The sequence below is a fragment of the Caulobacter sp. GW821-FHT12A07 genome, from assembly GCF_058807655.1.
Genome location: NZ_JBXAQX010000007.1, coordinates 84,114 through 96,605 on the forward strand (window position 1 = coordinate 84,114; position 12,492 = coordinate 96,605).

General features: G+C 69.8%; 11 protein-coding genes. 7 read left to right on the forward strand and 4 right to left on the reverse strand.

Annotation, left to right across the window (positions count from 1 at the left end; all coding sequences use genetic code 11):
* Nucleotide 1 precedes the first annotated feature (1 nt).
* Nucleotides 2-3,058: a DUF3857 domain-containing protein gene (locus AC1RRS_RS15620; RefSeq protein WP_492855933.1), complete on the reverse strand. Its 3,057-nt coding sequence runs from the start codon at nt 3,056-3,058 to the stop codon at nt 2-4.
* A gap of 197 nt (nt 3,059-3,255) precedes the next feature.
* Between AC1RRS_RS15620 and AC1RRS_RS15625 the strand changes: the two genes are divergently transcribed.
* The 4 genes from AC1RRS_RS15625 (at nt 3,256) to AC1RRS_RS15640 (ending at nt 7,679) form a co-directional block, all read left to right on the forward strand.
* Nucleotides 3,256-3,810: a sugar O-acetyltransferase gene (locus AC1RRS_RS15625; protein WP_492855934.1), complete on the forward strand. Its 555-nt coding sequence runs from the start codon at nt 3,256-3,258 to the stop codon at nt 3,808-3,810.
* A 76-nt stretch (nt 3,811-3,886) separates the two neighbouring features.
* Nucleotides 3,887-4,303: a VOC family protein gene (locus AC1RRS_RS15630; protein ID WP_492855935.1), complete on the forward strand. Its 417-nt coding sequence runs from the start codon at nt 3,887-3,889 to the stop codon at nt 4,301-4,303.
* Nucleotides 4,304-4,392: 89 nt separating this feature from the next.
* A complete protein-coding gene (locus AC1RRS_RS15635) occupies nt 4,393-6,558 on the forward strand; it encodes a TonB-dependent receptor (RefSeq protein WP_492855936.1) in 2,166 nt (721 codons plus the stop codon).
* The gene (locus AC1RRS_RS15640) at nt 6,558-7,679 is read left to right on the forward strand and encodes a PepSY-associated TM helix domain-containing protein (protein ID WP_492855937.1); all 1,122 of its coding nucleotides are present in this window, start codon (nt 6,558-6,560) and stop codon (nt 7,677-7,679) included. Before AC1RRS_RS15635 ends, AC1RRS_RS15640 begins: the two co-directional genes overlap by 1 nt.
* A gap of 150 nt (nt 7,680-7,829) precedes the next feature.
* Here the strand turns inward: AC1RRS_RS15640 and AC1RRS_RS15645 are convergent, their stop codons facing one another.
* Nucleotides 7,830-8,348 carry an MOSC domain-containing protein gene (locus tag AC1RRS_RS15645; protein WP_492855938.1) on the reverse strand — a complete coding sequence of 173 codons (519 nt, stop codon included), beginning with the start codon at nt 8,346-8,348 and terminating at the stop codon, nt 7,830-7,832.
* A complete protein-coding gene (locus AC1RRS_RS15650) occupies nt 8,348-10,759 on the reverse strand; it encodes a UvrD-helicase domain-containing protein (RefSeq protein WP_492855939.1) in 2,412 nt (803 codons plus the stop codon). Before AC1RRS_RS15650 ends, AC1RRS_RS15645 begins: the two co-directional genes overlap by 1 nt.
* Before the next feature lie 112 nt (nt 10,760-10,871).
* Here AC1RRS_RS15650 and AC1RRS_RS15655 point away from each other — a divergent pair, with 112 nt between their 5' ends.
* Nucleotides 10,872-11,075, forward strand: coding sequence for a flagellar basal body-associated FliL family protein (locus AC1RRS_RS15655; protein ID WP_110121633.1), 204 nt, complete (start codon nt 10,872-10,874; stop codon nt 11,073-11,075).
* A gap of 15 nt (nt 11,076-11,090) precedes the next feature.
* On the forward strand, nt 11,091-11,312 hold the full coding sequence (locus AC1RRS_RS15660) for a hypothetical protein (RefSeq protein WP_492855940.1): 222 nt from the start codon (nt 11,091-11,093) through the stop codon (nt 11,310-11,312).
* 97 nt (nt 11,313-11,409) lie between these two features.
* On the opposite strand, the gene AC1RRS_RS15665 is transcribed toward AC1RRS_RS15660, so the two are convergent.
* Nucleotides 11,410-11,619 carry a ribbon-helix-helix domain-containing protein gene (locus tag AC1RRS_RS15665; RefSeq protein WP_110121631.1) on the reverse strand — a complete coding sequence of 70 codons (210 nt, stop codon included), beginning with the start codon at nt 11,617-11,619 and terminating at the stop codon, nt 11,410-11,412.
* 90 nt (nt 11,620-11,709) lie between these two features.
* Between AC1RRS_RS15665 and AC1RRS_RS15670 the strand changes: the two genes are divergently transcribed.
* Nucleotides 11,710-12,492 (forward strand): Coq4 family protein, encoded by a 783-nt coding sequence (locus tag AC1RRS_RS15670; RefSeq protein ID WP_492855941.1) that lies wholly within the window; start codon nt 11,710-11,712, stop codon nt 12,490-12,492.

The following is a 12,492-nucleotide window of genomic DNA, read 5'->3' on the forward strand; positions in this document are numbered from 1 at the left end:
GTCAGTCGCCCTTGGCGGCGGGCGCCAGGCCCGCCTCGTCCAGTTCGTCGCCGGCCTTGGCGCTCAGGGCCTTGGCGGCGGCGATGTCGCCGCGGCCGCCGGCCTCGTCGCCCCGGCGCAGCTTCACCAGGCCGCGCCCATAGAGGCTGGCGGCCTGCCGCGGCGCCAGCTTCAGGGCCTGGTCGTAGCGTTGCAGGGCGACGTCGAAGCGGCCGTCGCGCAGCGCCACCAGGGCGTAGCTGTCCCAATAGGCGGCGTCCTTGGGCTCTAGCTTGACCGCTTCGGCGCAGTCGCTCTCGGCGCCCTTCAGCTCGACATTGGCCAGGGCGCGCTCCCAGCAGCGGCTGTTGAGGGCCCAGCCGTCGCGACGACGTGCGATCGAGGCGTCGTACAGCGCGGCCGCTTCGGCGCCGCGGCCAGCGGCGCGCAGGGCCAGGGCCTTGGCGTCCAGGTTGTCGATGTCGACCGGGTTCATCCGCAAAGCCTCGTCGAGATCGGCGAGGGCCTCGTCGGTCCGGCCCAGGCGACGCAGGGCGTAGGCCCGGTTGCGCAGGTTGATCGGGTCCTCCGGCTGCAGGCGCACGGCGGTCTCGAAGTCGGCGAGCGCGGCCTCCATGTGGCCCAGCTGGATGTTGAGCGCGGCCCGGCGGCGCAGGGCGACGATGTTGTCGGGCGCCAGTTTCACGGCCCGCTCGGCGCCCTTCAGCGCGAGGTCGCTGCGGCCCACGGCCTGGGCCGTATCGGCGAAGGCCTCTGCGACCTCCAGCTCGTCGTCGCGCGACGCCAACGTCGCCTCCATCGCCGCCAGGCCGGCGTCGGTCTGGCCAAGACCGGCCAGGATCCCGCCGCGCTGGATCGCCAGCACCGGGTCGTCGTCGGTCTTCAGCGCCTTGTCGACGAAGGCCAGGCCCTTGGCCGGCGAGGTCGTGGCGATCGCCAGGGCCTTGAGGCGGACGGCGGGGCGGAAGCCGGGGCTCTTGGCCAGAGCCTTGTCGGCCGCGGCGAGCGCCTTCTCCGGCTTGCCCGTGGTCTGGTAGTAGGCGCCGATCCCCACCAGGTTGGCGGGATCCTGGGCCGTCTCCTCGGCCGGCCTGTCGGGACCTTCGTCCGCCGCGCGGTACTGGAAGATGCGCGAAACCTTGTTGTCGAACTTCGGAAGCTTCTTGTTGAGCAGCTTGGCCTCTTCGGCCGAGACCTCGGGCTCGTAGACGCGGCGGGTCATGGTGGTGCGCATGACGCCGCGCTCCAGGTCGGCCTGGCGCCAGTAGGCGGTTCCGCCCAGCCGGTCGTCGACCGGACTGGCCATGAAGCTCCACTTCCAGCCGTCGGTTTCCGGCGGCAGGCGAATGAGGGTGGTCCAGCGCCGATAGATCGGGAATTCGGTCAGCCAGGGGGCGGTCTGGTCCTGCTCCTTGGGCCTCTTGTAGGGCGAGGGCGGGCTGAAGCCCGCGCTGGGGATGTCGAACGTGCGGCCGTCGGTCGCGTCGCCTTCCCAGTCGAGTTCGCCTTCGCCGGTCATGGTCAGCAGCATCTGCTTGCGGACCGCGTCGTAGGTCCAGCTGACGGTCTCGGGCTCGACCCAGTCGTTGGCCTTGCTCCAATAGCCCTTGAGGGCGCGGTCGGCGTCGTCCTTGGAGAGCTGGGCCAATGCGGTCTTGAAGGCGAAGGCCTGGTCGCCGCGGACGATGTTCTCGGCGGTCACCTTGGCCGGGGCGTCGAAGCCGGCCGAGGCGTCGATCTCCAGCAGGAAGCCTTCCTGCGCCAGCAGCGGCGCCTCGGGCTTGAAGGCGGTCAGGCTGGTCGCGCCGGCGCGGACGGGCAGGAACCAGTGGAAGTCGGGCTCGGGGATGGACTTGAGGTCCAGGTCGCCCATGCGCGTGCCGTCCAGCCAGTAGGCGCGGCCGCCGATGACGGCGCGCACCAGGATGTGGTCGAAGGCGCTGACCATCGGCAGGCGCTTGTCGAGGCCGTCGTCGTTCTGGCTCTGGATCAGGACCGGCTCGGCCTCAATCCCCAGTTCGCGCAGCAGGGCCAGCAGCAGGACGGTCTTGGCCTTGCAGTCGCCGAACCGCCGCGACCAGGTGTCCTCGGCCGAGGCCGGACGATAATTGCCGTCGTCCAGGCCGATATAGACATAGCGGATCTGCTCCTGGACCAGGGCCAGGGCGGCCGCTGCGCGGGCCGTCGGGTCCTTGTGGGCGGCGGCGATCCTGGCCGCCTCGGCCTTGATCGGCGAGGTCGGCGCCAGCTGGGCGGCCTTGTCGTAGATCGGCCAGAGCAGATTCGACACCTCGCTCCAGCCGCCGAAGCTGCTGAACTGCACCAGGCGGCGGATGTTGTAGCGCAGCGGCGCGCCGTCGGCGGCGATGGCGCTCTTGGGATCGCGCATCTCCAGGGTCAGCACGTTGTCGGCGCCCTGGCGCACGGGCTCCAGCTTGCCCAGGTCCGGCGAGGCCGACCATTGCAGCGGCCGATCGACCGGCCAGACCAGCCGGGTGCGATAGGTGCCGGCCGCGCCGACCGAGGGCAGCATCATGCCGCCCTGCGAGCGGTCGCCCAGGGTCGGGTCGCGTCGGCTGATGGTGGCGGCGAATTGCAGTTCGTCGCCGACCTGCAGGCCCGGCGCCTGCAGATTGGCGGTCAGATCGCCGGCCAGCACGGCGGCCTCGAGATTGTTCTCGCGCTGGATGACGCCGAACTTGGTCTTGGCCAGCACGTCGATCTCGCGGCCGTCGCGCAGGATCTTCAGCATGTGTACGCGGATCTCGTCGGACGACGGGTTCCACACCGCCATCACGTTGCCCAGGGCCAGGGCTTCGGGCTTGAGGATCTTGATGCGATAGCTGGTGTAGAACTCGTCGTGGTCGGCGCCGAGGCGGGTCTGCACGTCGTTGTAGACGAACTGGGCGGCGGCGCCTTCGGGCGGGGCCGTGTCGGTCGGGGCGGGCGGCGGCGCGACCCAGGCCGGGGCGGGCCCGTACTTGACCACGTTCGATCCCGCATGCGCCACGCCGGCCGCGGCCACAAGCGCCGTCGCCGCAATACCCCAGACTCGCATTTCACGCCCCCGCTACTCGAAGCGGGACAATAGCCGAGCTTGCGGCGCAGGCAACTTTCGGACGAGCGATCGCGCGAGGTCTCGCGAACCTGTCGCTCGGGCGAGCAGCGATATCCCTCTTCGTCGCATGGTTTTCATTGTTTGCAGGCCGCCGCCGGTCCATCCGGGGGTCTGTCCATATCTGCCGGAGCTCCGCCTTGACCGACGATCGCACCCACAAAGCGCGCATGCTGGCCGGCGACCTCTACGACCCGCTGGACGCCGAGATCGTCGCCGACCAGGAGCAGGCGCTGGACTGGATGGAGCGCTACAACGCCCCTGGCCAGACCCTCGCCCAGCGCATGGCGTTGCTGAAGGAGCGGTTCGGAAGCGTCGGCCTCGGCGCCAACATCCGCGCGCCGTTCCACTGCGACTACGGCTACAACATCGTGCTGGGCGACGGGGTGTTCATGAACTTCGGCTGCGTGATCCTCGACGTGACCACGGTCACGATCGGCGACCGCACGATGATCGGCCCGCACGTGAAGATCTTCGCCGCCGACCATCCGCGTGACGCCGAGACCCGCCGTTCGGGGCTGGAGTTCGGCCGCCCGGTGACCATCGGCAAGGACGTCTGGATCGGCGGCGGGGCGATCATCGTCCCGGGCGTCACCATCGGCGACGGCGCGGTGATCGGGGCCGGGGCGGTGGTCACCCGCGACGTGCCGGCCGGCGCGACGGCGGTCGGCAATCCGGCCCGCGTGAAGGGCTGACAAAAAGATCCGGCAGGATGTCGGGAGCGTCGAGGGCTAAACGTCCTCTGGCCGACACAGTTTAGGGAGCCGCGTCATGCGCATGATCTTCGTCAACCTGCCGGTCGCCGACCTCGACCGCTCCAAGGCCTTCTTCGAGGCCCTGGGCTTTTCGATCAATCCGCAGTTCACCGACGAGACCGCCGCCTGCGTGGTGGTGTCCGACGTGATCCACGTCATGCTGCTGACCCACGACAAGTTCCGCCAGTTCATCAACGGCGACATCGCCGACGCCTTCAAGGCCACCGAGGTCCTGACCTGCCTGTCGGCCGACAGCCGCGCCGAAGTCGACGCCCTGCTGGCCAACGCCCTGGCCAACGGCGGCCGCGAATGGAAGCCGGTCATGGACATGGGCCCGATGTACGGCGCCAGCTTCCAGGACCCCGACGGCCACGTCTGGGAGGTGATGTTCATGGACATGGCGGCGATGGCGCAGTGCGAACCGGCGACTTAGAGCGCCTGATCGCCTGTCGGGCAGTATTTCAGGATTGAAACTCAGTCGCAGTTGCGTCAATAGCCGGCCCTCTCTTTCTGGGGATGGTCATGCGACTTTGCTTCTCGCGCGCCGCCGCTCGGCGCGCCCTGTTCTCGACGCTCAGCCTGGCGGCGCTGTCGATCGCCGCCGGCGCCCACGCCCAGGCGCCTAAAGCTGACGACGTCGAACAGGTGGTCGTCACGGCCGCCCGCACCAAGCTGCCGGTCACGGCCCTGCCGCTGACCGTCGACGTGGTCGGCGCCGAGGCGCTGAACCAGCAGGTGGCCATCAGCGGCTCGATCGTCGACGCCCTGTCGACCCTGTCGCCGTCGTTCTCGCCGACCCGCCAGAAGCTGTCGGGCTCGGGCGAGAGCCTGCGCGGCCGCTCGCCGCTCTACGCCATCAACGGCATCCCGCAGTCGACCCCGATCCGCGACGGCTCGCGCGACGGCTACACCATCGATCCGTTCTTCGTGGACCGGGTCGAGCTGATATACGGCTCCAACGCCCTGCAGGGCATCGGCGCCACCGGCGGCGTGGTCAACCAGGTGACGGTCGGCCCGCCCAAGAACGACGGCGTCTCGGGCCGCACCCTGGTGCAGAGCACGATCGGCCATGACCTGGGCGACAGCGTCGGCGGCAAGGTCGCGGGCCTTCTGGCCTGGCGCGGGGGCGCGTTCGACGCCACCGGCGGCGTGGCCTACGAGACCCGCGGCGCCTTCTACGACGCCGACGGCCGCCGCATCGGCATGGACAACACCCAGGGCGACGTCCAGGACTCCAAGAGCCTGTCGGTGTTCGGCCGTTTCGGCTGGCAACTGGGCGACACCACCCGCCTGGACGTGGTCGCCAACCGCTTCGAGTTGAAGGGCGACGGCGATTACGTGACCGTCACGGGCACGGCCGCGGCGGTGACCGACGGCAATCGCGCCACCCGCCTGCCCACCACCTCGGTGCGCGGCCCGGTTCCGGGCAAGCCGGCCGCCAACCGGGTCGAGACCCTGTCGGCCTCGCTGACCAGCGGCGAAGTGCTCGGCGGCGACTTCACCGCCCAGGTGTTCTTCAACCGCTCGCGCGACACCTTCGGCGGCGACCGCAACGCCACCTTCCAGGACGTCAGCATCGCCCCGTCGGGCACGCTGTTCGACCAGTCGTCGAACCGCTCGCGCAAGCTGGGCGCGCGCCTGAATTACGAGCGGGAGGTGCCGGGCATCGAGGGCCTGACCGCCACCGTCGGCCTCGACGCCATGAACGACCGCACCGAGCAGCTGCTGATCGCCACCGGCCGCGCCTGGGTGCCGCCGACCAAGTTCCAGAGCGTCGCGCCCTTCGTGCAGGGCAACTACGCCCTGCTGGACGGCAAGCTGCGCCTGGCCGGCGGCCTGCGCTTCGAGAACGTCCAGCTGAAGGTCGACGACTTCACGACCCTGGCCTCCTACGGCTCGCGCAAGGTCGCGGGCGGCGATCCGGAGTTCAAGTCGACCCTGGCCAACGGCGGGATCGTGCTGGAGCCGGCCTCGGGCCTGCGCCTCTACGCCAGCTACGCCGAGGGCTACACCGTGCCGGACGTCGGCCGGATCCTGCGCAGCATCAACGTCAACGGCGTGGACGTGGACAGCTACCTCAACATCGAGCCGATCGTGTCGAACAACCGCGAGATCGGCGGCGAGTGGAAGCGCGGGCCGTTCGACGCCAGCGTCGCCTATTTCTGGTCGTCGTCGAAGCTGGGCCAGCTGCTTGTCAAGAACACCGGCGGCATCTTCGACGTGCAGCGCCAGAAGGTGGCGATCGAGGGCCTGGAGCTGAACGTCAAGGCCAGGACCCCGGTCCCGGGCCTCGGCGTCTCGGCCGGCTACGCCCGCCTGCGCGGCGAGACCGACGCCAACGGCGACGGCAAGCTCGACACCGATCTCGACGGCGCCAACATCTCGCCCGACCGGGTCAACCTGGCGGCCGACTACCGCGCCGGCAAGCTGACCCTGCGCCTGCAGGTGCAGTCCTACCTGCAACGCGACATGAGCCACGCCCTCGTGAAGGACGACTTCTCGGGCTACACCCTGGTCGACGCCTTCGCCCGCTACGAGCTGCCGGTGGGGGCGCTGTCGCTGGGGGTCCAGAACCTGCTGAACGAGCAGTACATCACCTACAACTCCGACACCGTGCTGCCGGCCAAGGACAAGTTCTACGCCGGCCGCGGCCGCACCGCGACGCTGGGTTGGGAAGCGCGCTTCTGATGAAGACGCTGCGGCTCCTGCATCGCTGGGCCGGCGGGCTGATCGGCTTGCTGCTGGCCGTGCTCGGCTTCACCGGCGCGCTGCTGGTGCACGAGGACGCCTTCCTGCGCGCCACCGTGCCCCACGCGGCCGACGCCCAGCGGCAGGACACCGCGACCCTGGCCGCCGCCGCGACGCGGATCTTCGCCGCGCAGGACCGCCCGCGTTCCATTGTCCTGGCGAGCGAGCGCAAGGGCCTGCACAAGCTGTCCTATCCCGGCGAGACCGAGAAGGGGGCCTATGCCGACCAGGACGGCGCGATCGTCCAGGCCTGGACCAGCAACTGGGCGCGGCCGGAGATCTGGCTGTTCGACCTGCACCACCATCTCTTCGCCGGCGACACGGGCGAGATCGTCGGCGGGATCGCGGGGCTTGTCGGCCTGGGCTTCGTGGTCACGGGCCTGATCCTGTGGTGGCCGACCCGGCGGATGTTCCATCTGCGGCTCTGGCCGCGGATGGCCAAGCGGGCGGCCATCGTCCACCACCATCGCGACCTCGGGGTGCTGGTGGCGCCGCTGCTGATCCTGTCGCTGGCCACCGGCGCGACCATGAATCTCAAGTGGTTCTCGCAGGCCCTGCGCGCGCCGTTCTCGTCGCCGGCGGTGATGGAGAAGGCCGCCGCCGCGCCGAAGATCAAGGGCGGCAAGCTGGCCAAGGACCTCGACTGGGCCGTGGTGATCGGTCAGGCCCAGGCCCGCTTCCCGGGCGCCGAGGTGCGGACCATCGGCCTGCCGGCCAAGACCGGCGGCCTGGTCGCCATCCGCCTGCGACAGCAGGCCGAGTGGCTGCCCAACGGCCGCAGCATGGCCTGGTTCGACCCGGCCACGGGCAAGATGGTCGCCGCGCGCGACGCCCAGGCCATGCCGCTGGGCTCGCGGATCACCAACGCCGACTTCCCGCTGCACGCGGCCAAGGTCGGCGGCCTGGCCTACCGGTTGGTGATGACCGTCTCGGGCCTGGCCCTGACCCTGCTGGGCACGCTGGCGGTGGTCACCTTCTGGGGCAATCCCTCGGGCCTGCCCAAGCGCCGCAGGAAGCCCGCGGCCAAGGCCAAGGCGACGCCGGAGCCGGTGACGGCCTAGGGCCAATCGACATTCAGGCTCGGTGCGTGGTCCTCGTCCTTCGACAAGCTCAGGATGAGGACCATTTACAGGCCCAGGCAGCAGAGAAACCTCATCCTGAGCTCGTCGAAGGACGAGGTTTTCGTCTCAAACGCCGAATGTCGATCCGCCTTAGGAGGAAACCCTCACCGCATCGCCCACCGCGATCTCGCCGCCCTCGATGACCCGGGCGGTCAGGCCGCCGCGGCCGCGCACGGCGTTGTAGCCGCCCTCGCCGAGAATCTCGTTCATGCGGCTGCATGGGTGGCAGCCGCCGGTGGCTTCCAGCAGCACGGCCCCGACCCGGAAGCGCTTGTCGGACAGGCCCAACAAGTTGATCCCCTCGACCACCAGGTTACGGCGCAGTTCGAAGGGGGAGGCGGGTTCGCTGTGGCCGAGGAAGCCGGCGATGGCGGCTAGGTCCTCGGCCTGGATCAGCGTCACCTGGCGCGGACCGCCGGGCCGGCCGGCATAGTGGTCGCCCACGAGACCGGCCACGAGCGTGACCTCCGCCCGTTCGACAGCGACCAACGTCGCGCGGCGGGCGGGCCTCAGGCCGATCCAGGCCAGGCGGCCGGGGCGCATCGGCCCGGCGATCAGCCGGGCGAGGGGGCTGTCGGGATTGATCCCGCGCTTGGCCCCCGCCGCCATCAGGCCTTCTCGACGAAGCTGTCGATGACCTTCTTCTCGCCGGCCTTGTCGAAGTTGACGGTCAGCTTGTTGCCTTCGATCGAAGCGACCTTGCCGTAGCCGAACTTGACGTGGAACACGCGGTCGCCGCGGCTGTAGGCGCTGTTGGTCGGGGCCGAGACGGCGACGAGGCGGCCTTCACCCTCGATCGGCTTGGACCGCGCGGCCGAGCCTCCGCCGCGCCAGGCCGCGTGGCCGCCGCCCTTTTCGGCGAAGCCGCGCGCCTGCACCCGGTCCTGGGCCCGCTTCCAGCCTGGGCTGTCGTAGCTGCCGCTCTGGAAGGCGCTCGTGCCCGGATCGTCCCAGCGCGACGAGGCCGTCTGCTGCATGCCCGGACCGCCGCCGTAATAGCCGGTCTCCGAGCCCGCATCGACGTGCTCCAGCGGCAGTTCGTCGACGAAGCGGGAGGGGAGCTGCGAGGTCCAGCGGCCATAGACCTGCCGGTTGGCCACGAAGCTGATGCGGGCCTCCTCGCGGGCGCGGGTGATGCCAACGTAAGCCAGCCGCCGCTCTTCCTCGAGGCCCTTCTCGCCCTTGTCGTCCATGCTGCGCTGGCTGGGGAACACGCCTTCCTCCCAGCCGGGCAGGAAGACCAGCGGGAACTCCAGCCCTTTGGCCGAGTGCAGGGTCATGATCCAGACGGCGTCGCCGGTGGCCTCGCGGTCGAGGTCCATGACCAGCGACACGTGCTCCAGATAGGCCTCCAGGCTGTCGAACTGGCCCATCGACTGGACCAGTTCCTTGAGGTTTTCGAGCCGCGTCTGGCTCTGCGGGCCTTTGTCGAGGCGCAGGGCGTCGGTGTAGCCGCTTTCCTCCAGCACCATCTCCAGCACCCGCTGGTGATGCATGTTCCCGATCTGCGCCCGCCAGCGGTCGAGGTCGCGGATGAAGTTGGAGAGCGCCGTGCGGGTGCGGGCCGGCAGGTCGTCGCTGCCGATGATCACCCGGGCCGCCTCGACGGTGGAGATGCCTTCGCCGCGCGCGATCTGCAGCAGCTTCTGCACCGAGGTGTCGCCGATGCCGCGCTTGGGCGTGTTGACGATGCGCTCGAAGGCCAGGTCGTCGTCCGGCGACTGGATCAGGCGCAGATAGGCGTGGGCGTCGCGGATTTCCGCCCGCTCGAAGAACCGCGGACCGCCGACCACCTTGTAGGGGATCTGCAGCATCACGAAGCGTTCTTCGAAGGCCCGCATCTGGAACGAGGCGCGCACCAGAATGGCCATCTGGTTGTAGCGGCGGCCGGCCTTTTTGGCCTTCTCGATCTCGTCGGCGACCATCCGGCTTTCGGCCTCGCCGTCCCAGACGCCCGAAACCTTGACCTTCTCGCCGCCCGTCGCCTCGGTCCACAGGGTCTTGCCCAGGCGGCCCTTGTTGGCGGTGATCAGGGTCGAGGCGGCGGCCAGGATGTGCTCGGTCGAGCGGTAGTTGCGCTCCAGCCGCACCACCTTGGCGCCGGGGAAGTCGCGCTCGAAGCGCAGGATGTTGTCGACCTCCGCTCCGCGCCAGCCGTAGATCGACTGGTCGTCGTCGCCCACGCAGCAGACGTTCTGGCGGCCCTGGGCCAGCAGGCGCAGCCACAGGTACTGGGCGACGTTGGTGTCCTGGTACTCGTCGACCATCACGTACTGGAAGCGGCGCTGGAAGTCGGCCAGCACGTCGGGGTTACCCGTGAAGATCGTGATGTTGTGCAGCAGCAGGTCGCCGAAGTCGCAGGCGTTCAGGATGCGCAGGCGCTCCTGGTACTGGCGATAGAGGCTGATGCCCTTGCCGTTGGCGAACTCGCCGGCCTCGGACGGCGGCACGCGGTCGGGCGTCCAGCCGCGGTTCTTCCAGGCGTCGATCAGGCCCGACAGGATGCGCGGCGTCCACCGCTTGGCGTCGATGTTCTCGGCCTCGATCAGCTGCTTGAGCAGCCGCTCGTTATCGTCGGTGTCGATGATCGTGTAGTTCGACTTCAGGCCGACGAGTTCGGCGTGGCGGCGCAGGATCTGGGCGGCCACCGAGTGGAAGGTGCCCAGCCAGCGCAGGCCCTCGGCCTCCGGGCCGATGATGTGGGTGATCCGCTCGCGCATCTCGCGCGCGGCCTTGTTGGTGAAGGTGACGGCCAGGATCTCCCACGGCCGGGCGCGGCCGGTGGCGAGAATGTGGGCCAGGCGCGTGGTCAGCACCCGGGTCTTGCCGGTGCCGGCGCCGGCCAGCACCAGGACCGGGCCCTCGGTGGTGACGACCGCTTCGTGCTGCTCGGTGTTGAGGCCGTTCAGGTAGTCGGGCGCGGGTCCGCCGCCGCCGGGAGCCTGCGGACGGGCCAGGTCGGAGATGCGCGGAGCGGGGAGGTCGCCGAGAGGGTCGGTCGAGTCGAAGCCGGAAGACATGGGAACATATGTAGCACAAACTTCCTCCGGCTTAAGCCCCGTGGCGCCCGCTTAGGGAACTCCGGCCGCGACGCTCCCGTTGATCCGCAGGGACGAAGCAGGAGCAGGAAGAATGGCGGAAGAAACCAAATCGGGCGGCAACGCGGGTCTGGCCTTCATCGTCGGCGCCCTGGTGGTGATCGTCGCGGTGCTGGCCTTCATGATGTTCTCCGGCGGCTTCACGCAGAAGAAGACGGTGGACGTCGACATCTCGGCCTCCGCGCCCAAGCTGCCGGACGCGCCGAAGGTCCCCGAAGCGCCCAAGGCGCCGGGCTAACGGAAGGAGGCGGGCATGGCTCGCCATCATGGACATCATCACGAAGGCGCGTGGAGTGGAGCGGCCATGCTGGCCGTCCTGCTGTTCGTCGCGCTGCTGATCTACGCGATCTGGAACTCGGGCCTGCTGGCCGTGCGGCCGGATCTGGCCGAACTGCGGCTGCCGAACCTCGCGCCGCCGACCATGCCGACGCCCAATCCCGAGCCGCTGCCGGCGCCGGTTCCGCGGCCGGGGTAGGGGGACCCCCTCAGTCGCTTCGCGACAGCTCCCCCAGAGGGGGAGCATCTCGAAATCCTCCCCCTCTGGGGGAGGTGGCCCGGAGGGCCGGAGGGGGTTAGCCCCCAGCCCGTTCCAGCGCGTACACCCGACACGCCGAGGCCAGCGGCCGATCGGCGCGGCCGACGTCGATGCGCTGGATCAGGGCCGCGATGCTGACGGCGTCCTGCTTGGCGATGCGCTCCAGCGCGGCCCAGAACTCTGGCTCCAGCGCCAGAGAGGTGGCGTGGCCCGCGAGGTTCACCGATCGCTTTTTCAGACTGCCCATCGACGTGGGTCCCCTGTGATCGCCTGTTCGGCCCTTGAATAAAAATGACGTCGTGTCATCTTTACTCACGTCACGCCGGGAGCATGCCTGATGAACGCAGCCGCGCAAGCCCTTGACGCCGGTTCGGCGCGTCCGCCGCTCGGCGCCCGCGATGCGAGCTTCCGCTTGCAGCCTTTGCGGGCGTTTCGCGCCGTCCGCCGGTTGATCGCCGACAAGGAGGACACCGCCCAGGTGTTCGAGATCATGCGGGCGCTTTCCGGCCGCGCGATCCCTCGTGGCTACGCCCGCCTGCTGAAGACGCCGCAGGGCGGGGCGATCGCCTATCGCCGCGAGGAATTCGCCGACCGGCTGTCGGACGCGGCCTGGCTGGCGCGGTTCGAGCCGGGGACGGTGGGCGCGGCCTATCGCGACTTCATCGCCCCGCGCGGCCTGACCGCCGAGGGTCTGGCCGACGAGAGCCGCAAGGTCGCCGACGCCGACATGGACGCGGCCCACCCGCTGCTCTGGTACGCCCGCCGCCTGCGCGACGTGCACGACGTCTGGCACGTGCTGACCGGCTACGGGACCGACGCTCTGGGCGAGGTCTGCGTCGTGGCCTTCTCCTACGCCCAGACCCGCAGCCTGGGCTTCGCCTTGATCGCCCTGGCCGGCACCCGCGAGTTTCGCCGCCTGAAGGACGGCCAGCCCTACGGCCGCGCGGTGCGCGAGGCCTGGCGGGCGGGGCGCAAGGCCGCCTGGTTGCCCGAGGTCGACTATCCGGCCCTGTTCGCCATGCCGCTGAATGAGGCCCGGCGAACCTTGCGCATCGTTCCGCCGACCACCTACGAGGCCATTCCAGCGGACCTGCGCCAGCACTTCCATCGGGCCGCCTGA

Coding starts and splice junctions, on each gene's coding strand:
- AC1RRS_RS15630 (WP_492855935.1), top strand. CDS start 3,887: ATGCGCATGATCTTCGTCAACCTGCCGGTCGCCGACCTCGACCGCTCC.
- AC1RRS_RS15620 (WP_492855933.1), bottom strand. CDS start 3,058: ATGCGAGTCTGGGGTATTGCGGCGACGGCGCTTGTGGCCGCGGCCGGC.
- AC1RRS_RS15650 (WP_492855939.1), bottom strand. CDS start 10,759: ATGTCTTCCGGCTTCGACTCGACCGACCCTCTCGGCGACCTCCCCGCT.
- AC1RRS_RS15660 (WP_492855940.1), top strand. CDS start 11,091: ATGGCTCGCCATCATGGACATCATCACGAAGGCGCGTGGAGTGGAGCG.
- AC1RRS_RS15640 (WP_492855937.1), top strand. CDS start 6,558: ATGAAGACGCTGCGGCTCCTGCATCGCTGGGCCGGCGGGCTGATCGGC.
- AC1RRS_RS15655 (WP_110121633.1), top strand. CDS start 10,872: ATGGCGGAAGAAACCAAATCGGGCGGCAACGCGGGTCTGGCCTTCATC.
- AC1RRS_RS15645 (WP_492855938.1), bottom strand. CDS start 8,348: ATGGCGGCGGGGGCCAAGCGCGGGATCAATCCCGACAGCCCCCTCGCC.
- AC1RRS_RS15670 (WP_492855941.1), top strand. CDS start 11,710: ATGAACGCAGCCGCGCAAGCCCTTGACGCCGGTTCGGCGCGTCCGCCG.
- AC1RRS_RS15665 (WP_110121631.1), bottom strand. CDS start 11,619: ATGGGCAGTCTGAAAAAGCGATCGGTGAACCTCGCGGGCCACGCCACC.
- AC1RRS_RS15635 (WP_492855936.1), top strand. CDS start 4,393: ATGCGACTTTGCTTCTCGCGCGCCGCCGCTCGGCGCGCCCTGTTCTCG.